The 26,191-nt window shown below is 69.3% G+C and carries 21 protein-coding genes; 12 read left to right on the top strand and 9 right to left on the bottom strand.

Annotation, left to right across the window (positions count from 1 at the left end):
• Positions 1 to 75 precede the first annotated feature (75 nt).
• The 12 genes from ACO2Q3_RS17005 to ACO2Q3_RS16950 all read left to right on the top strand — a co-directional run bounded on the left by ACO2Q3_RS17005 (position 76) and on the right by ACO2Q3_RS16950 (position 20,516).
• Positions 76 to 3,327 carry an efflux RND transporter permease subunit gene (locus ACO2Q3_RS17005; protein ID WP_423308650.1) on the top strand — a complete coding sequence of 1,084 codons (3,252 nt, stop codon included), beginning with the start codon at positions 76 to 78 and terminating at the stop codon, positions 3,325 to 3,327.
• Positions 3,320 to 4,516 carry an efflux RND transporter periplasmic adaptor subunit gene (locus tag ACO2Q3_RS17000; protein WP_423308648.1) on the top strand — a complete coding sequence of 399 codons (1,197 nt, stop codon included), beginning with the start codon at positions 3,320 to 3,322 and terminating at the stop codon, positions 4,514 to 4,516. The genes ACO2Q3_RS17005 and ACO2Q3_RS17000 overlap by 8 nt, the downstream gene beginning before the upstream one ends.
• 2 nt (positions 4,517 to 4,518) lie before the next feature.
• On the top strand, positions 4,519 to 5,937 hold the full coding sequence (locus ACO2Q3_RS16995; protein ID WP_423308646.1) for an efflux transporter outer membrane subunit: 1,419 nt from the start codon (positions 4,519 to 4,521) through the stop codon (positions 5,935 to 5,937).
• 18 nt (positions 5,938 to 5,955) lie between these two features.
• A complete protein-coding gene (locus tag ACO2Q3_RS16990; RefSeq protein ID WP_423308644.1) occupies positions 5,956 to 6,513 on the top strand; it encodes a hypothetical protein in 558 nt (185 codons plus the stop codon).
• A gap of 266 nt (positions 6,514 to 6,779) precedes the next feature.
• Positions 6,780 to 7,475: a TetR/AcrR family transcriptional regulator gene (locus tag ACO2Q3_RS16985; RefSeq protein ID WP_423308642.1), complete on the top strand. Its 696-nt coding sequence runs from the start codon at positions 6,780 to 6,782 to the stop codon at positions 7,473 to 7,475.
• A gap of 285 nt (positions 7,476 to 7,760) precedes the next feature.
• Complete coding sequence (locus ACO2Q3_RS16980) at positions 7,761 to 10,658, top strand: TonB-dependent receptor (RefSeq protein WP_423308640.1); 2,898 nt, start codon at positions 7,761 to 7,763, stop codon at positions 10,656 to 10,658.
• A gap of 173 nt (positions 10,659 to 10,831) precedes the next feature.
• On the top strand, positions 10,832 to 11,509 hold the full coding sequence (locus ACO2Q3_RS16975; protein ID WP_423308638.1) for a winged helix-turn-helix domain-containing protein: 678 nt from the start codon (positions 10,832 to 10,834) through the stop codon (positions 11,507 to 11,509).
• Positions 11,496 to 12,839, top strand: coding sequence for a sensor histidine kinase (locus tag ACO2Q3_RS16970; RefSeq protein WP_423308636.1), 1,344 nt, complete (start codon positions 11,496 to 11,498; stop codon positions 12,837 to 12,839). The genes ACO2Q3_RS16975 and ACO2Q3_RS16970 overlap by 14 nt, the downstream gene beginning before the upstream one ends.
• Before the next feature lie 61 nt (positions 12,840 to 12,900).
• Positions 12,901 to 13,995, top strand: a complete 1,095-nt coding sequence (locus tag ACO2Q3_RS16965) for a YncE family protein (protein WP_423308634.1) — start codon at positions 12,901 to 12,903, stop codon at positions 13,993 to 13,995.
• Positions 13,996 to 14,317: 322 nt separating this feature from the next.
• Positions 14,318 to 16,885 (top strand): TonB-dependent receptor, encoded by a 2,568-nt coding sequence (locus ACO2Q3_RS16960; protein ID WP_423308632.1) that lies wholly within the window; start codon positions 14,318 to 14,320, stop codon positions 16,883 to 16,885.
• A 112-nt stretch (positions 16,886 to 16,997) separates the two neighbouring features.
• On the top strand, positions 16,998 to 17,585 hold the full coding sequence (locus ACO2Q3_RS16955; RefSeq protein ID WP_423308630.1) for a TetR/AcrR family transcriptional regulator: 588 nt from the start codon (positions 16,998 to 17,000) through the stop codon (positions 17,583 to 17,585).
• A gap of 171 nt (positions 17,586 to 17,756) precedes the next feature.
• Entirely contained in the window at positions 17,757 to 20,516 is a 2,760-nt protein-coding gene (locus ACO2Q3_RS16950; RefSeq protein ID WP_423308628.1) for a TonB-dependent receptor, read from the top strand.
• Positions 20,517 to 20,606: 90 nt separating this feature from the next.
• Here the strand turns inward: ACO2Q3_RS16950 and ACO2Q3_RS16945 are convergent, their stop codons facing one another.
• The 9 genes from ACO2Q3_RS16945 to ispH form a co-directional block, all read right to left on the bottom strand.
• Positions 20,607 to 21,548 (bottom strand): TetR/AcrR family transcriptional regulator, encoded by a 942-nt coding sequence (locus ACO2Q3_RS16945; RefSeq protein ID WP_423308626.1) that lies wholly within the window; start codon positions 21,546 to 21,548, stop codon positions 20,607 to 20,609.
• 105 nt (positions 21,549 to 21,653) lie between these two features.
• The gene (locus ACO2Q3_RS16940; protein WP_423308624.1) at positions 21,654 to 21,926 is read right to left on the bottom strand and encodes a hypothetical protein; all 273 of its coding nucleotides are present in this window, start codon (positions 21,924 to 21,926) and stop codon (positions 21,654 to 21,656) included.
• Positions 21,923 to 22,228, bottom strand: a complete 306-nt coding sequence (locus ACO2Q3_RS16935) for a hypothetical protein (protein WP_423308622.1) — start codon at positions 22,226 to 22,228, stop codon at positions 21,923 to 21,925. The genes ACO2Q3_RS16940 and ACO2Q3_RS16935 overlap by 4 nt, the downstream gene beginning before the upstream one ends.
• Before the next feature lie 103 nt (positions 22,229 to 22,331).
• Entirely contained in the window at positions 22,332 to 22,475 is a 144-nt protein-coding gene (locus ACO2Q3_RS16930) for a hypothetical protein (protein WP_423308620.1), read from the bottom strand.
• Positions 22,476 to 22,540: 65 nt separating this feature from the next.
• Positions 22,541 to 22,876 (bottom strand): hypothetical protein, encoded by a 336-nt coding sequence (locus tag ACO2Q3_RS16925; protein ID WP_423308618.1) that lies wholly within the window; start codon positions 22,874 to 22,876, stop codon positions 22,541 to 22,543.
• A 337-nt stretch (positions 22,877 to 23,213) separates the two neighbouring features.
• Positions 23,214 to 23,690: a MarR family winged helix-turn-helix transcriptional regulator gene (locus ACO2Q3_RS16920; RefSeq protein ID WP_423308616.1), complete on the bottom strand. Its 477-nt coding sequence runs from the start codon at positions 23,688 to 23,690 to the stop codon at positions 23,214 to 23,216.
• A gap of 54 nt (positions 23,691 to 23,744) precedes the next feature.
• On the bottom strand, positions 23,745 to 24,191 hold the full coding sequence (gene rnhA / locus ACO2Q3_RS16915; RefSeq protein WP_423308614.1) for a ribonuclease HI: 447 nt from the start codon (positions 24,189 to 24,191) through the stop codon (positions 23,745 to 23,747).
• Positions 24,188 to 25,165 (bottom strand): homoserine kinase, encoded by a 978-nt coding sequence (gene thrB / locus ACO2Q3_RS16910; protein ID WP_423308612.1) that lies wholly within the window; start codon positions 25,163 to 25,165, stop codon positions 24,188 to 24,190. The genes rnhA and thrB overlap by 4 nt, the downstream gene beginning before the upstream one ends.
• Before the next feature lie 71 nt (positions 25,166 to 25,236).
• Positions 25,237 to 26,175 carry a 4-hydroxy-3-methylbut-2-enyl diphosphate reductase gene (gene ispH, locus ACO2Q3_RS16905; RefSeq protein ID WP_423308610.1) on the bottom strand — a complete coding sequence of 313 codons (939 nt, stop codon included), beginning with the start codon at positions 26,173 to 26,175 and terminating at the stop codon, positions 25,237 to 25,239.
• Between the last annotated feature and the right edge of the window lie 16 nt (positions 26,176 to 26,191).

Genomic DNA, 26,191 nt, shown 5'->3' with positions numbered 1-26,191 from the left:
GCCAGCAATCCCCCCCCTCGATATGCGAGCGGCGGCCGCGCTCCGGCGCCTCTTGTCGATTTCGGAGTTGCGTGGATGCTGGCGATTGTGCGGCTCGGCCTGAGGCGGCCGTACACCTTCTTTGTCCTCGCGATCCTGATCCTCATCTTCGGCGTGCGCGCCGCCGTCGGCACCCCCACCGACATCTTCCCTGACATCAGGATACCGGTGATCGCGGTGGTGTGGACCTATCGCGGCCTGCCGCCCGAGGACATGTCCGGGCGGGTGATCTACTACTACGAGCGGCAGCTCTCCACGACGGTCAACGACATCGACCACGTCGAGAGCCAGTCGCTGCCCGGCATCGGCATCGTCAAGATCTTCTTCCAGCCCGGCGTCGACATCCGCACAGCCACCGCCCAGGTGACCTCGATGTCGCAGACGGTGCTGAAGCAGATGCCGCCGGGCATCACCCCGCCGCTGATCCTGAACTACAACGCTTCGACGGTGCCGATCCTGCAGCTGGCGCTGTCCAGCGCCCAGACCTCGGAACAGAAGCTGTTCGACCTGGGGCAGAACTTCATCCGTCCGGCCCTGACCTCGATCCCGGGCGCCGCGATCCCCTCGCCCTATGGCGGCAAGGAGCGGCAGATCCAGGTCGACCTCGATCCCCAGGCGCTGCAGTCGAAGGGACTTTCCGCCCAGGACGTGGCTGCCGCCCTGGCGGCGCAGAACCAGATCGTCCCCGCCGGGACCGCCAAGATCGGCGCCTTCGAATACAACATCAAGCTCAACAACAGCCCCGACGCCGTCGAGGCGCTGAACGACCTGCCGGTGAAGACGGTGAACGGCGCCACCGTCTACATCCGCGACGTGGCCCACGTCCGCGACGGCTTTCCGCCACAGCGCAACGAGGTGCGGGTCGACGGCCACCGCTCGGTGCTGATGAGCGTGCTGAAGAGCGGCTCGGCCTCCACCCTGTCCATCGTCCAGGGCGTCAAGGACGTGCTGCCTCGGCTGCGGCAGAGCCTGCCGCCCGGCCTCAAGGTCGCCCTGCTGAACGACCAGTCGCTGTTCGTGAAAGCGGCAGTCTCGGGCGTTATCAAGGAAGGGCTGATCGCCGCAGCGCTCACCAGCCTGATGATCCTGCTGTTCCTGGGCTCGTGGCGCTCGACGGTGATCATCGCCACCTCGATCCCGCTGGCGGTGCTGGCCTCGATCGCCGCCCTCGCGGCCATCGGTCAGACCCTGAACATCATGACCCTGGGCGGGCTGGCGCTGGCCGTCGGCATCCTGGTCGACGACGCCACGGTGACCATCGAGAACATCAACTGGCACCTGGAGCAGGGCAAGGAGATCAAGGCCGCCATCCTGGACGGCGCGGCCCAGATCGTTACCCCGGCCTTTGTCTCGCTGCTGTGCATCTGCATCGTGTTCGTGCCGATGTTCCAGCTGAAGGGCATCGCCGGCTTCCTGTTCGTGCCCATGGCCGAGGCGGTGGTGTTCGCCATGATCGCCTCGTTCCTGCTGTCGCGCACCCTGGTGCCGGTGCTGGCGATGTATCTGCTGAAGGGCCAGCATGCGCCGCACGACGCCTATGTGATGGAAACGCACGGCGGGGGCGCCGCGCGCCCGGCCCCCAGCCGCAACCCCCTGGTCCGATTCCAGCATGGCTTCGAGGCGCGGTTCGCCGCCGTCCGCGAGCGATACCGCGCCGTGCTGGCCATGGCGCTGAAGGCCCGCTGGCGGTTCGTCGTCGGCTTTGTGGCGGTGACGGCGCTGTCCTTCGGCCTGGCCCCCTTCCTGGGCGCCAACTTCTTCCCGACGGTGGATTCCGGTTCGATCGTGCTGCATGTCCGCGCCCCGGTCGGCACCCGGCTGGAGGACACCGCCGCCCTGTTCGACCATGTCGAGGGCGCGATCCGGCAAGCCATCCCGGCCGACCAGTTGACGACGGTGGTCGACAACATCGGCCTGCCGGTCAGCGGCATCAACCGCGCCTATTCCAACACCGGCGGTATCGGCCCGCAGGACGGGGACATCTACATCACCCTGGCCGAGCATCACCGGCCCACGGCGCAGTACGTGAGCGCCCTGCGCCAGAAGCTGCCGCAGATGTTCCCCGGGTCGACCTTCTCGTTCCTGCCGGCCGACATCATCAGCCAGATCCTCAACTTCGGCGCGCCGGCGCCGATCGACCTGCAAGTGTCCGGCCCCGACCGCGTGGCCGACGAAGCCTATGCCGGGATGCTGCTGGAGAGGCTGAAGCGGATCCCCGGCGTGGCCGACGCCCGGCTGCAGCAGTCCAGCCACTATCCGCAGTTCCGGATCGCGGTGGACAGGACCCGCGCCGGCGAGCTCGGCCTCACGGAGCGGGACGTCACCACCACCCTGTCCACATCCCTGGCCGGCAGCTTCCAGACCGCCCCGGCCTTCTGGCTGAACCCGCGCACCGGGGTGTCGTACCCGATCGTCGCCCAGGCGCCGCAATGGGACGTCGACAGCCTCTCGGGCCTGGAGAACCTGCCGGTCACCGGCGGCAAGTCGGGCGACATGCAGATTCTGGGCGGGTTGGGCTCGATCACCCGCGAGGACTCCCCTGCGGTGGTCTCGCACTACGCCATCCAGCCGTCGCTGGACCTCTACGCCACCCCCTCCGGGCGCGACCTGGGGGCCGTGGCGCACGACATCAATGCGCTGATCAAGGCGACCGCCGCCCAGGCCCCGAAGGGCGCGATCGTCACCCTGCGCGGCCAGGTCACCACCATGAACGACGCCTTCTCCGGCCTGTTCCTGGGGCTGCTGGGCGCGATCGTGCTGATCTATCTGGTGATCGTCGTGAACTTCCAGTCGTGGCTGGACCCGTTCGTGATCATCACCGCCCTGCCGGCGGCGCTGGCCGGGATCGTCTGGATGCTGTTCGCCACGGGGACCACCCTGTCGGTGCCGGCGCTGACCGGCGCGATCATGTGCATGGGCGTGGCCACCGCAAACTCGATCCTGGTGGTGTCGTTCGCCCGCGAGCGGCTGGAGGCCACCGGCGACGCCACGGTCGCCGCGCTGGAAGCCGGCTTCACCCGCTTCCGCCCGGTGCTGATGACGGCGCTGGCGATGATCATCGGCATGGCGCCCATGGCGCTGGGCCTGGGCGAGGGCGGAGAGCAGAACGCCCCGCTCGGCCGGGCGGTGATCGGCGGCCTGGTGTTCGCCACCCTCGCGACCCTGGTGTTCGTGCCTGTGGTGTTCAGCCTGGCGCACGCGCGCCGGGGCCGGGCGCCCAAGGCCAGCACGGCCGTTCACCCCACCCCCGGTCCCGCCCCCGATCTTGGAGACGCCTCCTATGCATGACGAACCCGACGTGCTGCAGCACCGGCCGCAACGCTGGCTCAGGCCGGCGGCCCTGGGCGGCGCGGCGCTGGCCGTGCTGATCGTCGCCGGCGGTCTCGTCAGCCGGGTGTCGGCCAGCCAGGCGTTGAAGACCCGGACGGACGCAGAGGCGATCCCCACGGTGGCGGTGATCTCGCCCACCCCGGCCGCCGCCCAGGAAGGCCTGGTGCTGCCGGGCCAGGTGCGCGCCTTCTATGACGCCCAGATCCACGCCCGCGTCCCGGGCTACCTGAAGCGCTGGTACACCGACATCGGAGCCAGGGTGAAAGCCGGCCAGGTGTTGGCCGAGATCGACACGCCCGACCTCGACCAGCAGCTGGCGCGCGCCCAGGCAGACCTGTCCACCGCCATCGCCAACCAGTCCCTGGCCCAGGTCACCGCGGGCCGCTGGAAGACCTTGCTGGGCGATGACGCCGTGTCGCACCAGGAGGCTGACGAGAAGGCCAGCGACCTGGCCGCCAAGTCCGCCCTGGTCAAGGCGGCCTCCGCGGAAGTGGGCCGGTTGCGCGCCCTGGAGGCGTTCAAGCGCATCACCGCCCCGTTCGACGGCGTGGTCACCGGCCGCACGACCGACATCGGCGCCCTGATCGCCGCAGGCGCGCCCAACGACGCCGGCCTGTTCACGGTCTCGGACGTCCACCGCCTGCGCATCTACGTGAAGGCGCCCCAGGCCTACACCGCCCAGCTCCACCCGGGCATGACCGCGACCCTGACGGTGCCCGAGCATCCCGGCCAGACGTTCACCGCCACCCTGGTGAGCACCAATGGCGCGGTCTCCGACCAGTCTGGCGCCATGACTGTGGAGCTGCAGATGGACAATCCCGCCGGGGCGCAGGGGAGCGGGACGCTGGATCCCGGCGACTACGCCCAGGTGCGCTTCGCCCTGCCGACCCCGACGGGGGTGCTGCGGCTGCCGGCCAGCGCGGTGATGTTCCGCCGCAAGGGAACCGCCGTGGCGGTGCTGGGCGCCGACGGCCGGGCGCACCTGCGCTACGTCACGATCGCCGAGGACCAGGGAAGCTCGGTGGAGATCGCCGGCGGGCTGACCGCCAGCGACCGGGTGATCGACAGCCCGCCGGACTCGCTCGCCGACGGCGAGGCGGTGCGGCTGGCAGCCCAGGTCCGGCCAGTCGCCGCCCAGGAAGGTTGACCGTGCGCATCGCTCGCCCGCGCGCCGGCGTCGCCGCGTCCAGCCTGGCGCTGGCCCTTGCCCTCGCGGGCTGCGATCTTGCCCCGGCGTACCAGACGCCGCTGGCCGCCACGCCGCCCCCGACCTTCAAGGAACAGGGGCCGTGGACCATGGCCACGCCGCAGGACGCCACGCCCCGCGGTGCGTGGTGGGAGATCTACCGCGACCCCGCGCTCGATGGCCTGGAGTCGCGTATCGAGGGCGCCAATCCAACCCTGGCCGAGGCCGTCGCCCGCTACGACCAGGCCCGGGCGTTCGCCGCCGAGGCGCGCGCCGGCCTCTATCCCCGCGCCGGCGCGGCGGTGAGCGCCACGCGCAATCGGCAGTCCGACGATCGCCCCCTGCGCGGGGCGAACCAGCCAAACTACTATGCCGCCGACACCCTCGGCGGTGCGGCGGACTATGAGATCGACCTTTGGGGGCGGGTGCGCAACCTGGTGGCCGCCGGCAAGGCGCAGGCCGAGGCCAGCGCCGCCGACCTGGCCGACGTACGTCTGGCGCTGCAGGCCGAGCTGGCGACCGACTACATGCGCCTGCGCGGCCTCGACGCCCAATCGGCGCTGCTGGGCGATGCGGTGGGCGCCTATGGTCGGGCGCTCAAGCTGATCCAGGACCGCCACGACGTGGGCATCGCCTCAGGCCTCGACGTCGACCGGGCCAGGACCCAGCTCGACAGCGCCCGCGCCCAGGTGGCGGACGTCGCCGATCAGCGGGCGCTCTACGAGCACGCCATCGCCAGCCTGGTGGGCGAGAGCGCCTCTACCTTCGCCCTGCCGACGTCCATCCAGGCGTCCACCCTGCCCAATCCGCCGGCCGGCCTGCCATCGACCCTGCTGCAGCGGCGGCCCGACGTGGCCGCCGCCGAACGCCGCGCCTACGCCGCCAACCGCGAGATCGGGGTGGCGCGCGCCGCCTTCTATCCCAGCCTGGATCTGCAGGCGCTCGGCGGCTTCCAGAACACCGGCGGACCGGCGTGGCTCAGCGCCCCGGACAGCTACTGGACCCTGGGGCCCACTCTCGCGATGACCCTGTTCGACGGCGGCCGGCGACATGCCCAGCTCGCTGCGGCCCGGGCCGGCTTCGACGCCGCCAGCGCCGCCTACCGCCGCACCGTGCTGCGCGCGTTCCAGGACGTGGAGGACGCCCTCGCCCGGGAGAATCACCTGGCCGACGAGGCCCAGGCGGAAGCCTCGGCCGTGGCCGCCGCGGACGGCGCCGAGGCGCTCGCTCTGCGGCGCTACCGTCAAGGGGCGGTAAACTACCTCGAGGTGGTCACCGCCCAGGCCGCCGCTCTGGACGCCCGCCGGCGCGACGAAGACATCGAGACGCGACGGCTGGTCGCCAGCATTGACCTCGTGCGCGCCACAGGGGGCGGGGTGTGAACCGGAGCGGGGCGAACCATGAAGCCTGAGCGACTGGTTCCGGGCCGACGTCGCCTCGGCCGGGGCGCCGCGGAGCGGCTCGCGGCGATGATGCTGTTGGCTGCCGCTGGCTGCGCCTCGACCCCTGTCTACAACCCGGGTCGCGTCCCTCCCGACGAGATGAGCCGGATCGTGCAGGCGTGCGCCATGGTGGCCAGGCTGCCTGAAGGATCGGTCGACGACTTCAATGTCTGCCAGGAGAGCCTCTCTCGCGCCCTTGCGTCCCGCCTTGCCGCCGATCGATCGGCCGCCGCGCGGCGCGATTGCCTGTCGCGGGGCATGATCCGCGGGACGCCCGCGCTCTCCGGCTGCGAACTGGACGCCCAGGCGCAATCCGGTGCGGCCGCCGGCAGGCAACCTGCCGGCCAGACTGCGGCGCTCGCGAGGACGGCCCCGCCCGCGCCGCACCTGACACTCGCCGAGCGGGAGCGGCGCGCCTGCGCCGCCGTCGGCTATGACCCGGCCGAGCCGGGTTTCGGCCAATGTGTCGCCGACCTCGGGTCCGCGCTGTTCGCTGCGCATCGCCCGATCATGTGATCATTCCGGGCAACCGAGCGCTCGCAACGCGGCCCTGCGCGCCGCGCCGGATGCCTGACGCCGGCGTCAGTTTTTTCCGCGGCGTGTGGAAAAGGGCCCAGAACCTGCCGCAAAGCGCACGGTGCGGGGACCGGGCGGCCCCGTGCAATCTGTCAGAATCGAAATAATTTTTGCGGACGCGTGGACACGCTCCGCATTTTCCCCCTTACTGACGAAAAGCGGACGGAACTCGGGGTGGGGGCCGTCAATGCGCAAGAGCAGGGGGGATGAGCGTGCCTTCGGGGCGGCCCATCGAGTATAACCGCGCCGGCGAGCGGCCCGGCGGCAAGACGGCGCGCCTGGGCGCCAGTCTTCGGCAGACGTCGACAGACAAGGCGTCGAAGGCGCTGGATTTCGGTATCGCCGCCATCGAGCGTTTCGATGACCGACAGCTGACGCTGGACTACATCTCCAAGAATACCGGCATCCCGGTCACCAGCCTCTACCATCTGTTCCGCAACCGCGACGGGTTCCTGATGGCCCTGCGGCGGCACGGCTGCCGGCTGCTGACCACCGCGGTGATGACCTGCGTCACCAGCGATCTGGGACACGCGGCCGAGGCTGGCGTGTCCGCCTATCTCGAGTTCGTCGCCACCCGCCCGCGACTCTATGCCCTGATGAGCGGCGAGGATCAGTCGCGGGCCGACCGCGAACCCGGCGCCGGCATGTCGATGGTGGCGATCGCCCTGCGCGAGGTGATCGCCAGTAACATGGGGCTTCCCTTCGCCCTTGCGGCCGATGTCTCGGCGACCCTGCTGCTCACGGGACGCGGCATGGCCCTCTCGATCCTGAACATGCCCAGTCCACAGCCGGACTCGGCGCATGAGCTGAGCGCCGCTGTTTTGCGCGCCAGCCTGGGAATGCTGGGGGGATCTGCGCGAGGTCCTTCGGCCGAGGCCTCGGGACTTGCCTCATCCAATTGAAGATCAATCCGTCGCTGACGCCTATTTGTGGGGCGCCCGCGTCAAAATATACCCAAATTCAGAGACTGGTTTTTGAATCCAATGTGCAAAAGTGCGGTTCCGGCGCCACAGCGTCGTCTCTATCGCTGAAACATACCCGCCATGGAGTGGCAATGCGTTGACATTTTTGGCGCAAACGAACGATTGATGCATCGTAACTGAGGGCGGTCGCGCCACTCAGGAGTCAAACAAGAGCGCAGGGCGTCCAGGCAGACAAGGGACGCTCTTCGGGGGAGGAAAATCTGAATGACGAACCACACGAGTCTTCGGCGTTGGCTGGCGCTGGGCGCTTCGGCCATGGCGTTCGGCGCGATGGCTGCGCCGGCGATGGCGGCCGATGCGAGCGCCGCGGCAGGCGCTGCGGCCCAGGACCAGGCGACGACCATCGACACCCTGGTGGTGACCGCTGAAAAGCGCGAACAGAGCCTGCAGGATGTGCCGATCGCGATCTCGGCGTTCGGCGCCAAGCAGCGCGACCTGAAGGGCATCAACACCGTTCAGGACATGACCAACTTCACCCCGGGCCTGGTCTATTCCAGCTCCAACGACCGCGCCTCGGTGCGCGGCGTGGGCCGTCTGACCAACGTGCACGCGGTCGACGCGGCCGTGGCCATCTACATCGACGGCGTCTACACCACCTCCACCGTGCTCGCCGGCGGCCCGCCGCTGATGGTCGACCGGGTGGAAGTGCTGCGGGGCCCGCAAGGCACCCTGTACGGCCGCAACTCGATCGGCGGCACCATCAACATCCTGTCGCCGCACCCGACCAACCACTGGTACGGCGAAGTGCGCGCCATCGGCGAGAACTACGGCTACTCGGACTTCCAGGGCGTGATCTCCGGCCCGATCACCGACAACCTGAAGTTCCGCCTGTCCGGCTACAAGAAGGACCAGCGCGAGGGCTACTTCCACAACGTCGTTCCGGGCATGCCCACGGAAGGCGCCAAGCGCAACGAATACGCCGTGGAACTGCAGGGCGAGGCCACCCTGGGCGACAAGCTGACCCTCTGGGGCAAGATCGGCACCCTGCACTGGGACAACCGCGGCGGCCCCGGCGCCCGCGCCGGTATCGGCCCGGTCGGCGGCCCTCCCTATGAAGAAGCCCTGATCGATCCGAACTTCTCGGTCGTCTTCAACCCCGCCTTCGGTTACTCCGCCGGCGCCACCAACCTGGTCAACCTGGGCACCACCACGGTGAACCCCGCCGCGACCGACCCCCGCGCCTTCAACACCAACACCCCGCTGAGCGTGAAGCTGCAGGGCGTGTTCCTGTCGTCGTGGAACGTGAAGTACTCCTTCCCGACCTTCGACCTGAAGTACATCGGCGGCTGGCAGAAGTACCACTACTCGCTGCACGGCGACCTCGACGGCACGGCGGTGCAGTCCTACACGATCCCGCTGGCGCCCAATTCGATCTGCGGAACGATCCACACCGCCTATCTCGGCCACGTTTCGCCGACCGATTGCCAGGCGCTGAACGTCTCCGGCACCACCACCTACGACTACCAGGAACTGCCCACCTGGTGGAGCCACGAGATCAACCTGACCTCGACCACCGACGGTCCGCTACAGTGGATCATGGGGGCGTACTACTACCATGAGTCGTACTCCAACCCCTACAACTTCTACCAGCCGAACCAGCCGCAACTGCAAACAAGCCTGAACCTCGGCCTCTTCGGCCTGGGCGGCGGCGCGGCCAATCCTGACGGCGGCTTCTCCTATTCCAACTACAACATGGTGACCAAGAGCACCGCCGTGTTCGGCCAGGTGGACTACAAGGTCACCGACACCCTGAAGTTCACGGTCGGCCTGCGCTACACGCGCGACACCAAGTACGGCACCGAAAGCAAGCGGGTGCTGAGCTTCTCGCCGACGGGCTTCGCCGATACGCCGGTGTCCTACACGCTCACCAACAACGGCACGACACCGGTCGCCACCGGGCCGAATGGTGCGATCTATGCGGTTCCGGGTTCGTCGGGCCTGTATTCCTCGTTTGGCCTGAGCCCGTTCGGCCCCGGCTCGGCGGCGAACTGGGGTAGCCTGTACGGCAACTTCGCAGCCCTTCCGGCCATTCTGAGCTCCTTGAACGCCAACCCCGGCGGCGCCTACAACTTCCTCGCCGCCCTCGGCAGTGGCGCGTTCGACCTGACCAAGACGCTTGCTCCGAAGACCACCGTGGCCGGCGCCCCCGGCGTCTGCGGCACGCCGACCTATGTCTCCGGAACGACCTACACCCAGTACACGATCGATCCGACGACCGGCATGCTGACGCGTTCGCTGTGCGACTCGTCCAGCGCCACCACCGGCACCGCCGGCGTGGAATGGACCCCGTCCAGCGACCTGCTGGTCTATGGCCGCTACAGCCGCGGCTACAAGGCCTTTGGTCTGTCCGCCGGCGGCGGTCTGACGAACCCTGAAGCCAAGCCCGAGAACGTCGACTCCTTCGAAATCGGCTTCAAGAAGGACTTCGGCCACACGCTGCAGTTCAACCTGGCGGCCTTCTACTACAACTACACCAACCTCCAGGCTCCGGTGAGCGCACGGGTCGGCACCACCAACGTCACTCAGTTCGTGAACATCGCCCAGTCGCGGTCCATGGGCGTTGAAATCGACGCCGTCTGGCAGCCGATCGATCACCTGCAGCTGTCGCTGGATTACTCGTACAACCCGACCAAGATCCTGAAGGCGGATCAGTTCATCGATCTGAACGACAACACCAACTACGGAACGACGGCGTTCCCGGTGTATGGCGTTCCGGTCAGCGTCGTCGGCAACAAGCTGCCGCAGGCTCCCGAGAACAAGATCGCCATCAACGGCAACTACACCTTCGTGCTGGATCAGGGTAAGCTGAACGTCGGCGCCAACTTCATCTGGCGGGGCAGCGCCTACTCGAACATCTTCAGCCAGCGCTGGAACCAGTCGCCGTCCTGGAACCAGGTCGACCTGCGTGCGTCCTGGACCCCGACCCAGGGCCGCTATCAGGTCATCGTCTACGTGAAGAACGTCGGCAACACGCTGGGTTACGACTCGGCGGTCACGGCCTCCAACCGCGACGTCACCAACTTCCCGGTCAACACCGGCTACAACACCTCGTTCACCCCGCCCCGGACCTACGGGATCGAGGTGCACTACAAGTTCTTCTAGGCCGTACGGCTTCGAAGCACGGTCCTGCGAGGGCGCGCCGGTCTCCGGCGCGCCCTTTGCTTTGCGCCGGGTTTGGCCGACCTGGGTTGGGGATTTGTAACCGCGCGGCCATCGCGCCTTGCCGCGGCAGGCTGTAGGGTCCGCGGCCGGCGCCAAGCCCTGCGGGATCTCACGTGAAGCTGCTGATCGTCGAGGACGACAAGGACACCGCGGCCTACCTGAAGAAGGCGCTCGGCGAGGCCGGCCACGCGGTCGACGTGGCGAACTCGGGGCGCGACGGCCTGCTGCTGGCGGCCGGCGAGACCTATGACGTTATGGTGCTGGACCGCATGCTGCCGCAGGTGGACGGCCTGACCATCCTGCGCACCATCCGCGCCTCCGGGGTGAAGACGCCGGTGCTGCTGCTGACGGCGCTGGGCGGCATCGACGACCGGGTCGAGGGGCTGGAGGCCGGCGGCGACGACTACCTGGTCAAGCCCTTCGCGATCGCCGAGCTGCTGGCGAGGGTCAACGCCCTGGCCCGGCGCCCGCCGCCGCAGGCGGTGCAGACTGCGCTGAAGGTGGCGGACCTGGAGCTGAACCTGCTGCAGCGCACGGTGACCCGGGGCGGGCGGCGCATCGAGCTGCAGCCGCGCGAGTTCCAGCTGCTGGAATACCTGATGCGCCACGCCGGCCGGGTGGTCACGCGCACCATGCTGCTGGAGGCGGTGTGGGATTTCCACTTCGACCCCAAGACCAACATCGTCGAGACCCACATCAGCCGCCTGCGCTCCAAGGTCGACCGGGGCCACGGCCGCGAGCTGATCCAGACCCTGCGCGGCGCCGGATACTGCCTGCGTGACCCGGGCTAAGGTGTTCCGCTCCGCCAGCCTGAGGCTGGCCGCGATCTACGCCGGCGCCTTCCTGGCGGCGGTGCTGGTGCTGGGCCTGGTGACGCTGCTGACCCTGCGCACGGCCCTCAACCGGCAGTTCGACGCCCGCATCCAGAGCGAGGCCGCGGCCCTGGTGCAGGAGTACCGCACCGAGGGGGTCACCGGCGTCGCCCAGGCGGTCGAGGAGCGAGACCGGACGCCTGGGGCGCTGGACTACGGACTCATCGGGCCAGGCGGGCGGGCGGTCGCCGGACGGCTGGCCGCAGCCCCGGTCGGCCCTGGCTGGTCGCAGCTCAAGCTGACCTTGCCGCACGCGCGGCGCGAGACCGTCCGTATCCTGTCCACCGGGCTGGGCGGCGGCTACCGCCTGCTGGTCGGCGGCGACGACGAGGGCGTCGACAGCGTCTACGCCATGCTGGCGCAGCGCATGCTGGCGGCGATCGCGGCCGTGGCCGCCATCGGCGCCGCCCTGGGCTATGCCTTGGGCAGCAGCATGCGCCGGCGGGTCTCGGCGATCACCAACGCCGCCGAGGCGATCATCGACGGCGACCTGTCGCGCCGGGTGCCGGTCCCCGGAGTCGGCGACGACCTCGACCACCTGGCGGCCACCTTCAACCGCATGCTCGATCGCATCCAGGCGCTGATGGAGAGCCTGCGGCAGGTGTCCAACGACATCGCCCACGATCTGCGCACCCCGCTGACGCGTCTGCGCTCGCGGCTGGAATCGCAGCTGGGCGCGGCGGGCCGCGCGGGCGCCAAGGCGCCGCTGGAGGCGGCGCTGGCGGACCTCGACGCCATCCTCGAGACCTTCGCCGCCCTGCTGCGCATCGCCCAGATCGAGGGCGGCGCGCGGCGCGCGGCGTTCCGGCGGACCGACCTGGCCGAGGTCTGCCGCACCGTGGTGGAGGCCTTCGCCCCCTCCGCCGAGGACGCCGACATCAGCCTGCGGCTGGACGACCACGGTCCGCTGGTGGTGGACGGGGATTCCGAGCTGCTGACCCAGATGGTGGTGAACCTGGTGGAGAACGGTCTGCGCCACGCCGGCCGGGGCGCGACGGTCACCGTCGGGGCGACGGCGGATGGCGCGCGAGTGGTGCTGGGCGTGGTCGACAACGGGCCTGGCGTGCCGGCGGCGGAGCGCGAGCGGCTATTCGACCGCTTCTACCGGCTTGAGCGCAGCCGTTCCACGCCCGGCAGCGGCCTGGGCCTGGCCATGGTCGCGGCGGTGGCCAGGCTGCATGGGGCGGAGGTCTCGCTGCAGGACGCGTCGCCGGGCCTCGCCGCCGTGGTGGCCTTCCCGGCCGTGTGACCCCCGCCGCCTGCGCGCGGCGAACATTGGGATTTTGCAATCCGCCGGCCAAGCGCCCCCCATGGCGCAGCGCCTAGGTCTGCACCCCACCGCCGCCGCGACCGTTGACGTCGCGCCGGTCCCGATCGCCAAGGAGCCGGACAAGATGCACGCGCGAACGAGCAGGATGTGGGCGGCGCTGCTGGCCTGTACGGCCCTCATGGGGGCGGCGAGCGCCCATGCCGGCGGGGTGACGACCCAGACGCCGGGCCCCGACGGTCCGTGGGACTACGCCGCCTTCGACGCCGCGCACGGCCGGGTGCTGATCGCCCGCGGCTTTGGGGTCGAGGCGCTGGACGTCGCCACCGGAACGCTCAGCCAGATCGCGCCCGGCGCACGCGTGCATACGGTCCGCGCCCTGCCCGACGGGCGACTGATGATCACCAACGGCACGGCCGGAACGGTGGTCATCGCCAACGGCGCCACCGGCGCGCCCGAGGCCACGATCGCCGTGGGCAAGGACCCGGACGCGGCGACCTTCGATGCGGCCACCGGCCTGATCCTGGCCATGAACGCCGACAGCGGCGACGTCTCCCTGGTCGATCCGGCCGCCGGCAAGGAGGTGGCGCGCATCTCGGTGGGCGGGGCGCTGGAGTGGGTCGAGACCGACGGCGCCGGCCGGGCGTTCATCAACGTCGAGGATAGGGCCGAGCTGGTGGTCTTGGACATTAAGGGCCGTAAGGTGCTGGCGCGCTACAAGCTGGCCGGCTGCGAGGGGCCCACGGCGATGGGCTATGTGGCGCCTTACCGGCTGTTGATCTCGGCCTGCGGCAATGGGCACGCCAAGGTGCTGAGCGCCGACGACGGGCATCAGGTCGCCGATCTGGCGATCGGTCCGCATCCGGACGAACTGGTCTACGACGCCCAGCGGGGCGTGGCCTACATCCCCACCGCCGGCAGCGCGACGCAGGGCGGCGAGATCGCCGTGGTCAAGGTGGCCGGTCCACACGACGTGGCGGTGGTCGGTCACATCCCCACCACGCGCGGGGCCCGCACCATCGCCGAGGACCCGGCCACCGGCCGGCTGTACCTGCCGACCGCCGACTACGCGATCACCGCCGAGGGCAAGCCGAAGCCGGTTGCGGGCACCTTCCGTATCCTGACGGTCACGCCCTGAGCTCCTCGAGCCGGGGCCATCGGCCGAGCGAGGGACGGCCATCCCCTAGCGGCCTGTGCGGGGCGCTTGCCGGAAGTCAAGATATAGAGGCAGGTGGCTGACTGATGTAAATGGATGGCCGCCTTCCGTCGTCGTGCTTCCTAGGGCGCGACGTCGTGATGGTGTGTTGATGAACAACGGCCGGATGGACATTGATTATTCTCAATCTTTGTTCTCAAAACGGTCGCAAGAGCGAATCTATACTGTTAATCTTGCTTCCTAGAACCCCCTGATTGGCGCGGCGAGAGTCCTTCCGTGTGCGCGTCTTCCAGGGGGATCATCCATGGCAATGCAACATCGGCTGTCCGGACTCCTGGCGACCGCCGGGGGCGCCGCGATCGTGCTGGGGCTCGGCCCGCCCGCCCACGCCGCGGCGGCGGACACGGCCAACGCCATCGCGGGCTCCACCAACGTCGAGACCGTGGTGGTCACGGGCACACGGCCTCAGGCGGTCGACGTGAAGAAGCAGGCGCAGGTGATCATGGACATCGCGCCGCTGGAGCAGATCCGCTCGCTACCCGACGAGAACGCGGCCGAAGCCCTGCAGCGGCTGCCCGGGGTCTCCATGGAGTCGGACTCCGGCGCGGGGCGCTTCGTCAACATCCGGGGGATGGACGCCGATCTCAACGGCACGACCTACGACGGCGTGCGCATGATGGCCAACAACCCGGCCTCGCCGCAGGGCGGCGCGCGTGCGGTCGCCCTGGACGCCTTCCCGGCGGGCTTCTTCGGCGGCCTCGAGGTGATCAAGTCGATCACCCCGGCGATGGACGCCGAGGGCCTGGGCGGTGTGGTCAACATCCAGCCCCGCAGCCTTCCCGCCGGCCAGGACCACGTCTTCGACGCCTCGATCGGCGGCGGCGTCGAGGCGCTGCGCAAGACCGGCGTCTACAAGGGCGACGTCACCTTCGGCAAACGCTTCTTTGGCGACAGGCTGGCGGTGATCCTCAGCTACGGCTTCCTGAAGGATTCCCGCGGCATCGACGACATCGAGGCCGACTACATCAACGACCCCACGGTGGTTCCCGCGGGAACCAGCGCCTTCCTGGCCAGCAAGGCGTTCGATGACGTGCAGTACCGCTGGTACCAGTACCACCGCACGCGGCAGGGCTTCGGCGGCGGCGCAACGTACAGCGTCAGCGACACCACCGAGCTCTATCTGCGCGGCTTCCACGCCGGCTACACGGAGACGGCGCACAAGCAGGAGTTCGTTCTCAACCACCTGGCCGACAACATCGTCGCCGTGAACAACGCCACGGGCGCCTTCACGTCCAACGGCGTGACGCCGTACTATTCCGACATCACCACCAAGGAAGAACTCGGCAACGACCTGATCGAGGTCGGCGGCAAGACCACCGTCGGCGTCTTCACTGTGGACGCGCGCGGGTCGTGGACCAAGGGGTCCGACCAGTTCCCATACGCGATCAACGCGCGGTTCAGCGACCCGACCGGGATCAACGTCGTCTACAACAACGCCGATCCGAACCGCCCGACCTACCGGGCGCTGGGCGGCGTCGACCTGACCAATCCGGCGCTGTACACCGCGCTGTCGAAGGGCAATTCGCCGTCGAAGAACAGCGACCAGGAATATGCCGGCGTGGTCAACTTCTCCGCGCCGATCCATCTCGTCGGCGAGGGCGGCGTACTGGCCTTCGGCGCCAGTGTCCGCGAGCGGGTCCGCCGGGCGCAGGCCTATGCGGCCGGCTTCACCGTCGACACCCTGTCGCTGGCCGGCTTCGTGGGCGGACCCGACACCCTCTACTACAAGGGGGCCTACAACATCGGCCCGGCGCCGGACTACGCCAAGCTGCTGACCATCCCGCAGACGCCGCTGGTGGCCGACCCTTCCACCTTCGAGAACGACAACGAGAACGTCTATGCCGGCTATGTGCAGTACAGCGCCAGCTTCGGCGCCCTGGACGTGGTTGGCGGCGTCCGGGCCGAGGCCACCGATGGGACCTACCGCGCCAACGACGTGGACCAGGACGGCAATCTGATCGGCCCGAACGTGGCCCGGCACAGCTATGCGAACGTGTTCCCGGACCTGAGCCTGAAGTACCAGGCCGGCGAGCACCTGCAGCTGCGCGCCTCGTTCTCCACGGCCATCGCCCGGCCGGGCTTCAACCAGATCACCGCCGCGCGGACCATCGACGTGCAGAACGCCACGCCCCAGGTCAGCCAGGGCAACCCCGGCCTGAGGCCGACGATCGGCCGCAACATCGACCTGATGGCGTCCTACGATCTGCCGCATGGCGGCGTGGTGTCGGTGGGCGCCTTCTACAAGTGGTTCAGCGACTACATCATCCCGACGGTGACCATCGGGGCGACGGACGTGCCGGGTTTCAGCGGCCAAAAGGTCAACCTGACCAGCTTTTCCAACGTGGGATCGGCTCACGCCGGGGGCGTCGAGCTGGACTACAGCCAGCAGTTCGAATTCCTGCCTGGGCCGTTGGCCGGCATCGGCTTCGAGGGCAACCTGACGTACGTGGACTCCGGGGGGCAGATTCGCCCAGGCGAGCACCATGCCCTGCCGCAGACCTCGCCGCTCACCTACAATGCGGCGCTGTTCTACCGGCGCGGACCGGTGTTCCTGAAGCTGGGCGCGACCTACGTGTCGACCAACCTCTGGGCGGTCGGCGGGGACGCCTCCACCGACCTCTATTCGCAGCCCCGCTTCCGACTGGACTTCGGCGCCACCTACGACGTCACCACGGCCCTCCAGGCCTATGTGGAGGTGAAGAACATCACCAATACCCACCTGGAGTTCACGCAGACCACGAGCAAGGCCTTCCCCGTGCAGAACGAGTTCTACGATGCGGACTATCGTGTCGGCCTGCGGGTGAAGTTCTAGGGGGGCCGCCGAACCCAGGGCGCGCCCCGCCGGGTCCGGTCTGCGGGACTTCTCAGCGAGGCGCCGGTCGTGCCAAGCTGATCGAGGGAACGTGGACAGCGGGGGGCTCGCCGTGCGACTGGCGTCGAACATGCGGCGCGCGCAGCTGATGGCCGCCGCCGCCGAGCTGGTGCTGGCCCAGGGCCACCTGCCGGCGGCGCCGGAGCGGCTCAGTCAGGCCGCCGGGGTCAGCAAGGCGCTGGTCTATGCCTATTTCCCGACCCAGTACGACCTGTTCAACGCCCTGCTGGCGCAGCGGCTGGAGGCCATGCTCGCCGCCGGCCTGGACGAGGCGTCGGGCCGCACGCCGCTCGAAGCCGCCGCCCTGGCGGCGGCAGGTCTCTATTTTGACGATGTCGCCAGTAATGGACCGATCGTCCATCTTATCCTGCGCGATCGGTACATGATGGGGCATGTGAGCGCGGAAAACCGCCGGATCAGGGACCGGATCATGCGCCGGCTGGCCCGCGCCGGGCGACGCGAGCTTGGCCTTGGCGCCCAGGAAGCGGTCGCCGCCATGGGCCTGATCGCCACCATCCCCGAGGAAGCCGGGCGTCTTGCCGCCTCGGGGGAAATGCGGATCGACCGGGCGCGCGGGCTTTGCCTGAAGCTGGTCCGCGCCAGCGTCGCTGCGTTCCGCGCCGACGACCGCGCAGGCTGAGCCGTCCCGTTCCCTCCAGTGTTGCCGCGCGGTCACGCCGCGGGTGGCGAATGACGGCCCAGGTTTTGACGATTGCACAAGTAACTTGACCGCCACGCCGTGAGGCGTAAGCGTCCCCCCGTTTCGGCCTGACGGGCCGGCCAAAAAATTTTGACCCACAAGGGGGAAACAGTGGATTTCAAGCGTGGGCTCCTGCTTTCGGGAGCGATCATCGGCGTGTGCGGATTCGGCGGCGGCGCGTGGGCGGCGGACGCCCAGGCGGCCCCCACATCGACGGCGGCGGCGGACAACAACACGGTCGGCGACATCGTGGTCGTCGCCGAGCGCAAGTCCGAGAACCTGCAGCAGACGCCGATCGCGGTGTCGGCGCTCAGCGCCCAGGACCTGAAGGCGCAGCGCATCGACACGGGCGCCAACCTGGCCAGCACCGTGCCGAACATGAGCTTCCAGCCGGGCCTCTACGGCAAGCCTGACTTCGCCATCCGCGGCATCGGCTACCAGCTGGTCACCACCGCCGGCGACGCGGGCGTGGCGGTGCACGAGAACGACGCGCCGGTGTCGTCCGGCCGCCTGGCGCAGGCCGACTTCTTCGACATCAACCAGGTGGAAGTGCTGCGCGGGCCGCAGGGCACCCTCTACGGCCGCAACGCCACCGGCGGGGTGATCAACATCATCACCTCGAAGCCGGTCGACAAGTTCGCCGGCGCGATCACCGCCGAGGCCGGCAACTACGGGACCTACAAGGGCAACGGGTTCATCAACATCCCGCTGGGCGACATGTTCGCCGTGCGGGTGGCCGGGGACTTCTCCAAGCACGACGGCTACCAGTTCAACGAATTCAACGGCACGCGCACCAACGCCCAGAACATCTGGGCCACCCGGGCGACGGTGTCGTTCACGCCGAACTCGAAGTTCCACGCCTACCTGATGTGGGAGCACTTCGCCGAGGACGACAGCGGCGGCGGCAACGCCGGCGTGTCGACCAATTCCTGCATCACCGACCCCGGGCCGTCGTCGATCGGCGGCGTGGCGGTGACCAATGCGGCGGTGCGCAACTACCTCAGCTTCGGCTGTTCGCTGACCCCGAACATCTACGCCGCCGGCTCGCGCGGCGGGATCCTCAACGGCGTGGGCACCTTCGGCAACCGGCTGGCGGTGGAGAACCACCTGGCCGCGGGGAACCTGTTCGCCAACAACGTGCAGCCGACGGGCGCCTATGACGTCAACATCGACGTCAATCCGACCAACCTGACCCGCAACGACCTGGCCCAGTTCAGCGCCGAATGGGACATCACCGACAGCCTGAAGCTGTCGTCGCTGACCACCTACGACCGCGACCGGTCCCTGTACGGGGCCGGCGGGCTGCGCGCAGCGACGCCGTTCCCGTTCACCATCACCGACCCGCAGATCGCCGGCGGCCAGACCCTGGCCAATTATACCTCTGGCACCTTCGACCGGCTGTTCAGCGAGGAATACAGCGAGGAAGTGCGCCTGGCCTCGTCGTTCTCGGGCCCGGTGAACTTCAGCGTCGGCGCCTTCTATCTGCATACGCACAAGAACGACGCCGTGTTCGTGTTCGACAACTTCAACGCGTTCCTGGGCGGGTTCCTCGGCCTGCCGGCCGACCCCAACCCGCGCGAGACGGCGAACGGCGGCCACGCCTATTTCGAGAGCCTGAACCCCTACACCCTGACGTCGAAGGCGATCTTCGGCGAGGTGTACTGGAACATCACCCCGGACCTGAAGCTGACCGGCGGCTTCCGCTACACCAGCGACCACAAGGTGTTCGACGCCAACACCAGCGCCAGCAACCTGCTCTCGCCCGTGGGCGGGCCCCCCGGCAGCCCGGCGTTCGGCATCCAGTTCCTGACGCCGCAGAGCCTGACCTTCAACGAGCCGACCGGCCGTGTGAACCTCGACTGGACGCCCAAGCTGTCGTTCACCGACGCGACCCTGGTCTATGCCTCGTATTCGCATGGCTACAAGGGCGGCGGGTTCAACCCGCCGAACCTGATCTCGGTGGCGCCCTATGCGCCGGAGTTCGTCGACGCCCTGGAGCTCGGGACCAAGAACACCCTGCTCAACCACACCCTGACGCTGAACCTCACCGGCTTCTACTACGACTACAAGAACTACCAGTTCAGCCAGGCGGCGGTGTTCGGCACCATCACCAACAACGTCAACGCGCGCATCTGGGGCCTGGAGTTTGAATCCCAGTGGCGCCCGATCGGCGACCTCGCGCTGAACGCCCAGGTCGGCTACCTGAATACCCGCATCAAGAGCGGGCCGACGGCGCAGTCGATCAACCAGTACGACCCGACCGGCGGCCACATGGACACGCTCTATGCGGTCAAGACGCTGACCAGCCAGTGCATCGTCAACAAGGCCAACTTCGCCACCCTGGTGAACGACATCCAGAACGGCGTCGAGCCGGTGTCGGTGCTGGCCAATCTGAACTGCGCGGACACCAGCGCCGGCTCGATCGCCACGCTGTACAACCTGCGCGCCGGGGTGCCGGTGGACCCCGGCACCGGCCTGGTGGAAACCGGCGGGGTGCCGGAAACCTTCGCCGGCAAGCGTCTGCCCAACACGCCGGACTGGACCGCCGCGGTGGGCGCCCAGTACGCCTTCCACATCAACGACAGCTGGCGCCTGACGCCGCGCGTGGACGTGCGCTACACCGGCGGTCAGTACGCGGACCTGTTCAACACGCCGGGCCTTTATGTGAAGCCCTACGCCTCGGTGAACGTGACCGTGACCCTGGCCGACCTGGACAACGGCTTCAGCGCCCAGGCCTTCGCCAAGAACCTGGGAACCCAGGGGACCATCGTCGGCGCGGTGCCCGGGGGCGGGGCGATCACCGGCAGCGAGAACACCATCATCATCGCCGACCCGACCACCTACGGCATCTCGCTCAGCAAGCGCTTCTGAGATCGTCCGGGCCCGACGGGCCCGGACCTTTCCAGACACCTCCTTGGCCTCCGCGTTCCGCGCGGAGGTCGTTCTTTTTTGCGGGGGCGGTCAGCCTTCCGGGCGTGGCGGCGCCTTCACCACCGCGCGATTGCCGGCGACGATCAGCGCCAGGCTCAGCCGCTCGGCCATCTCCAGCGGGATCTTGCGCTCGGCCACGAGGCGGCCGGCGCGCAGGGTGACCGCGGTCAGGATCACCGTCGTCCCATAGCCGATGTCCGGCTCCACGCCGTAGCGGGTCTGCAGCCTCTGGGCGGTGGCGGAGCGCTCGGCCATGGCGCGCGCTCGGCGCTCCTCGCGCAGGGCAAGGCGCACCTCGGGGCTGTTGAGCAGCACCTGGATCAGGGCGCCCCGCTGCGAGACGTGGCGCAGGTAGGCGACGGTGGACAGGGCGATGCGGGTGGAGGCGTCCAGCCCCCGCTCGCGAGCGCTGTCGCGGGCGGTGAACATGCTCGCCAGCTCACGGCGGGCCAGCGCCACCAGCAGGTCCTCGCGGCGACGGAAATAGTTGTGCGCCTGGGTCTCGCTGACACCCGCCTCGCGCGCCACCCGCTTCATGGTCAGGGCGCTGAGGCCGTGGCGGGCGATCACCGCGCCGGCCAGGTCGATCAGCTGCTCACGGCGGGCGTCCGGCGACAGGCGCGTGCGGCTGCGGCGCAGGGTGGAGATTCCTGGGGTGATGCTGACCAGCTCGCTGCACCCGGAGGGGGCCGGGGGCAGGGGCGCGCGATCCGCCGGACGGGCGGGACGGCTGCGGCCCCAATAGCCGCGCCCGGGATAGGGCACCATCACCCGGTCGCAGATCTTCGCCAGGCCGTTCAGGCTCAAACCAAGTCCGGCCGCGGCGGCGGCCATCGGCTGGCTCCAGACCAGCTCGTGCAGATCCTTGCGCGACAGGTCGGTGCGGGCGTGTGTCGGGCGGACGTGCGCCGCCGCGGCGACGACGGGCGCCGGAGCGTTCGGAACGACGGGCGTGCGGCTAGCCACGCCCATTTATATCAGTTCCGTCAAAAAAACCCATCATCAGCGCCGTCCCCCGACCATCGCCGCCAGCGCAGCTTACAGAGTCCGGCCGGCAAGGAAACCGGCCTTGGCGGTCTAGCTGCGCCAGCCCAGCGCCACGCTACGCACCGTGGGTAGGACCTGCAGGCGCCGCCGCAGCCGCTCGGCGCGCTGGTCGCACAGGTCTTCGGCCTCGATGCGCACGTTCAGGGCGTCGTGCGCCTGTTCCATCGCCACCGCGGTCAGCCGCGCCTGCTGCAGGGCGAACGGCTCGAGGATGCGCAGCAGGCTGTCCGCCGCGGGGAGGGCCTCGATGACGAACAGCCGGCGCGGCCCGGGTGCGCTCCCCGGCAGACGGGCGGGGGTCACCCGCGCACCAGCTGGTGCTCGACGCTGACCGTGCCGGCTTCGGGCCAGGCCGCGATCATCTCGGCGGCGCGCTCGGCGCCGGTGTCGGGCAGACCCCCCAGTCGCAGCACGGCTTCGAACCGGGCGCCGACCGGGCGCAGGCTGAAGGCGCGCAGCTGTCCGCCGACACGCCCCAGGGCGCTCTGCACGGCATCCAGGCAGGCGCTGGGCGAGGCGGTGGAGATGTGCAGCACGTGCAGCGCCGCACCGAGGCCGGGCGGCGCGGGGGGAAGGGCGGCGTTGGAGCCTGGATGGAGGTTCATGGGCTGGGGTCCTTCGGGTGGGAGGGCCGCCGAGCGCGCAACAAAAAACCCCGCGCCTTGGTCAGGAGCGGGGCTTCGATCTTGCGATCCGGCGGCGCGGTTGTCAGGTCGCGCGCGGTCGCCCCGCTCTGGAGCGCTGCATAATAATGGTGGTGGTCATGAGCATGGAACGAGTCAGGCCGGCGCAGCCGATCGCGCCCGCCAGGGCGGTGGTCAGCAGCATCAGCATGGTCTCAGGCTGGGTCATGCCCCGGGCCGGTCTCCGTGATCACATCTTCCATAGCCGATCGCGCCCCGCCGGCGCAACCACGCTCAGATCTCTGTCTTCGTCACCTTGCCCTTGCCGGCCCGCCGGTCGGCTGGGCCGGACCACTCCGCGCCGAGATAGGCCGAGCGGGCGCTCTCCAGGGTGGCCGGACCGCCCTTCAGGCCGCGCTTCTGGCCCGACTGCCCCAGCAGGTGGGCCGCATAGGCCGCGGCGGCCGCGCTGGCCGGCGGTTCCGGCGGCGGCGGCTCGACCGGATCGCTGATCGGCACGGGCAGGTTGGCGATCTCTTCGCCGGCCTCGGCGCGCTCGCGTTCGCGCATCTGGCGGTGGGCCCGACGGGCGGCGGCGGCGCGCTGGATGGGATCGATGGGGCCAGGCATGGGACCAGGGTTCTAGCGCGGACGGGTTAAGATCGTCTGGAGGGGGAAGGTAGCGCTCCCGCCCGCTGCGGTTAGAATGTTCACATATCCCAGAGGAGCGTTGCGCTCGCCCTTCTCCCCTTGCGGGAGAAGGTGTCTTGCGCAGCAAGACGGATGAGGGGTGGACGAGGCGTTGAAGGTCGGCGCCGCGCCAAGCCTCTGAGGGTAGTCTCGAAGGATCTTCAACCCCTCATCCGACCCGCTGCGCGGGCCACCTTCTCCCGCAAGGGGAGAAGGACCGGTCACATCCGAGGTTGGGACGTGTGACATTGCTAGCTTCGGGAGGAAGGCTGGTCCGTCAGCGGTTGCTGTCGAGCCACTTGCGCAGGGCCTCGAGGAACGGCACCGCCGCCTCGAACTCCGCCTCGGAGAACGCCTGGCGCACGCGGTCCAGCGGCGGCTTGAGGGCCATCAGGCATTCGTTGTGCCGGCGCGAGCCCGCCTCGGTCAGGGTGACCAGCTTGCGGCGGCCGTCGCTGGGATCGGCCTCGATCTTCACCAGACCCTGCTCCTCCAGCCGCTGCAGGGTGTTGGTCATCGCCCCCTTGGTCACCTGGAAGGCCGCCGCCAGTTCGGCCGGGCTCTGGACGCCGCCCAGGCGGGCGAACCGGCCGAGCACCGAGAAGCTGGCCGCCGACAGGCCCTCCGGCAGCGCCCGTTCCACCCGCTGGCGCGACAGCTGGTCGATCAGCGCCACCTCGGTGAAGAAGCGCACGTCGGGGCGGTCCTTGAGGGGCCGGCTGTTCACCGTCCGGGCGTTGGCGGCTGCGCTCATCGTTCCTCCCTAAAGCCCCCGTTCGTCGGTACTAATTCAACGCTAAACCAAATCTCACGCTTCGCCCAGGGTTTCCAGCATGCCCTGGCGCGCCAGGGCGTCGGCGCGCTCGTTGTGCTCATGGCCGGCGTGGCCCTTAATCCAGCGCCAGTCGACCTCGTGCTTCAGCCGCGCGGCGTCCAGCCGGCGCCACAGGTCCTCGTTCTTGACCGCGCCCTTGGTGGTGGTCTTCCAGCCACGCGCCTTCCAGCGCGGCAGCCATTCGGCGATGCCGTTGCGCACGTACTGGCTGTCGGTGTGCAGCTCGACCTTGCAGGGCTTCTTCAGCGCCTCCAGCGCCTGGATCGCCGCCATCAGCTCCATGCGGTTGTTGGTGGTGGCCAGGTCCCCGCCCCACAGCTCCTTCTGGCGGCCGCCGGAGAACAGGATCGCGCCCCAGCCGCCAGGCCCGGGATTCCCGCGACAGGCGCCGTCCGTGTAGATGATCACCTGCGGGGTCACGCCATGGCTCCGAACAGGGCCAGACCGTCGGCCGAGCGCGCCGCCTCGCGGTGCACCGCAAGCTTGCGCTCGTATTCCAGCGGGTCCTTGGGGCGCACCAGAGCGCCGGGCGGGGTGGAGCCCCAGTCGTTCAGCCGGGTCAGGAAGAAGCGCATGGCCGCGCCGCGGGCCAGCACCGGCAGGGCCGCCTTCTCGGCCGGCGACAGCGGGCGGCGGCGCTGGTAGCCGTCGATCATCGCCCGGGCGGCGGTGACGTTGAAGCTGCCATCGGGCTCGAAGCACCAGGCGTTCAGGGCGATCGCCAGGTCGTAGGCCAGGATGTCCCAGGCGGCGAAATAGAAGTCGATCGCCGCGGCGAACCGGCCCTCCAGGAAGAACACGTTGTCCGGAAAGAAGTCGGCGTGGACGACGCCCTCGGGCAGGCCGCGCGGCCAGCCCACGGCCAGCTCGGCCAGGTCCGCGCGGATCGTGGCGGCCAGGCCCGGCTTGAGGTCGTCGGCGGCCCCGGCCAGGGGGGCGAAGAAACCGGACCAGGCGGCCTGGCCCAGATCGTTGACCCGCCGCTGCGGGAAGCCCTCGCCGGCCTGGTGCAGCCAGGCCAGGCCCTCGCCGGCCTCGCGGCAGTGGGCCACCCCGGGCCGGCGCACGGAGAGCCCGGTGAGGAAGGCGACCAGGGCGGCGGGCTTGCCGCGCAGGGTCTTCAGGGTCTGGCCCTGACGGTCGGCGATCGGCGTGGCGCTGGGATAGCCGTGCTCGGCCAGCCACTGCATCAGATCGAGGAAGAACGGCAGGTCGGCGGCCTGAACCAGGTGCTCATAGACCGTCAGGATGTAGCGCCCGCGGTCGGTCTCCAGCAGGAAGTTGGAATTCTGGATGCCCTCGGCGATGCCCTTGAACGCCAGGGGTTCGCCCACGTCGAAATCGGCGAGGAACGCCTCCAGCTCGGCGTCGCTGATGTCGGTATAGACGGCCATGCCCGTTGATCTGCGACGAGGCCTTGCCCGTCAAGGGATGCAGACGACGGGCCGCCGATTTACCTGGCCGTTCAGGCCACCGCGCGCGGCAGCTTGAAGGTCACGGTCTCCGAGGCGCCGGTGACCTCGTGGATGGTGATCGCATAGCGACCGGACAGGGTCTCGATCACGCCCTGCACCAGCAGCTCCGGCGCCGAGGCGCCGGCGGTGAGGCCGACGGTCTCGACACCCTTGAACCAATCCCAGTCGATGCCGCTGGCGTCGTCGATCAGCCGCGCGTCGCGGGCGCCGGCCTTCTTGCCGACCTCGACCAGGCGAACCGAGTTGGAGGAATAGCGCGCGCCCACCACCAGCAGCAGGTCGCAGTCGGCGGCCAGGCGCTTGACCGATTCCTGGCGGTTGGTGGTGGCGTAGCAGATGTCTTCCTTGTGCGGCGCGCTGATCTCCGGGAACCGGCGGCGCAGCGCCTCGACCAGGTCGGCGGTGTCCTCCACCGACAGGGTGGTCTGGGTGACGAAGGCCAAGTTGGAGGCGTCCACCGGCTGGAAGGTCTCGGCGTCCTCAACCGTCTCGATCAGCCGCACGGCGCCCGGCGGCAGCTGGCCCATGGTGCCCACCACCTCGGGGTGGCCGGCGTGGCCGATCAGCACGATCTCGCGGCCGTTCTCATAGTGGCGGGCCGCCTCCACGTGCACCTTGGAGACCAGGGGGCAGGTGGCGTCCAGGAACAGCATCCGCCGCTTGATCGCCTCGGCCGGCACCGTCTTGGGCACGCCGTGGGCCGAGAACACCACCGGCCGGTCGTCCGGGCACTCGTCCAGTTCCTCGACGAACACCGCGCCGATGGCCTTCAGGCGGTCGACCACGTGGCGGTTGTGGACGATTTCGTGGCGGACATAGACCGGCGCGCCGTACTTCTCGATCGCGCGCTCGACGATCTGGATCGCGCGGTCGACGCCCGCGCAGAAGCCTCGCGGCGAGGCGAGGAGGATGTTGAGCTGCGGTTTCATGCGCGCAAACTAGGGC

The sequence above is a fragment of the Caulobacter sp. KR2-114 genome (assembly GCF_049446115.1).
Lineage (GTDB): Bacteria > Pseudomonadota > Alphaproteobacteria > Caulobacterales > Caulobacteraceae > Acaudatibacter.
This window is presented reverse-complemented; position numbering and strand designations above follow the sequence as displayed.

Coding starts and splice junctions, on each gene's coding strand:
- ACO2Q3_RS17005 (WP_423308650.1), top strand. CDS start 76: ATGCTGGCGATTGTGCGGCTCGGCCTGAGGCGGCCGTACACCTTCTTT.
- ACO2Q3_RS17000 (WP_423308648.1), top strand. CDS start 3,320: ATGCATGACGAACCCGACGTGCTGCAGCACCGGCCGCAACGCTGGCTC.
- ACO2Q3_RS16990 (WP_423308644.1), top strand. CDS start 5,956: ATGAAGCCTGAGCGACTGGTTCCGGGCCGACGTCGCCTCGGCCGGGGC.
- ACO2Q3_RS16985 (WP_423308642.1), top strand. CDS start 6,780: ATGAGCGTGCCTTCGGGGCGGCCCATCGAGTATAACCGCGCCGGCGAG.
- ACO2Q3_RS16980 (WP_423308640.1), top strand. CDS start 7,761: ATGACGAACCACACGAGTCTTCGGCGTTGGCTGGCGCTGGGCGCTTCG.
- ACO2Q3_RS16965 (WP_423308634.1), top strand. CDS start 12,901: ATGGCGCAGCGCCTAGGTCTGCACCCCACCGCCGCCGCGACCGTTGAC.
- ACO2Q3_RS16960 (WP_423308632.1), top strand. CDS start 14,318: ATGGCAATGCAACATCGGCTGTCCGGACTCCTGGCGACCGCCGGGGGC.
- ACO2Q3_RS16945 (WP_423308626.1), bottom strand. CDS start 21,548: ATGGGCGTGGCTAGCCGCACGCCCGTCGTTCCGAACGCTCCGGCGCCC.
- ACO2Q3_RS16935 (WP_423308622.1), bottom strand. CDS start 22,228: ATGAACCTCCATCCAGGCTCCAACGCCGCCCTTCCCCCCGCGCCGCCC.
- ACO2Q3_RS16930 (WP_423308620.1), bottom strand. CDS start 22,475: ATGACCCAGCCTGAGACCATGCTGATGCTGCTGACCACCGCCCTGGCG.
- ACO2Q3_RS16925 (WP_423308618.1), bottom strand. CDS start 22,876: ATGCCTGGCCCCATCGATCCCATCCAGCGCGCCGCCGCCGCCCGTCGG.
- ACO2Q3_RS16920 (WP_423308616.1), bottom strand. CDS start 23,690: ATGAGCGCAGCCGCCAACGCCCGGACGGTGAACAGCCGGCCCCTCAAG.
- thrB (WP_423308612.1), bottom strand. CDS start 25,165: ATGGCCGTCTATACCGACATCAGCGACGCCGAGCTGGAGGCGTTCCTC.
- ispH (WP_423308610.1), bottom strand. CDS start 26,175: ATGAAACCGCAGCTCAACATCCTCCTCGCCTCGCCGCGAGGCTTCTGC.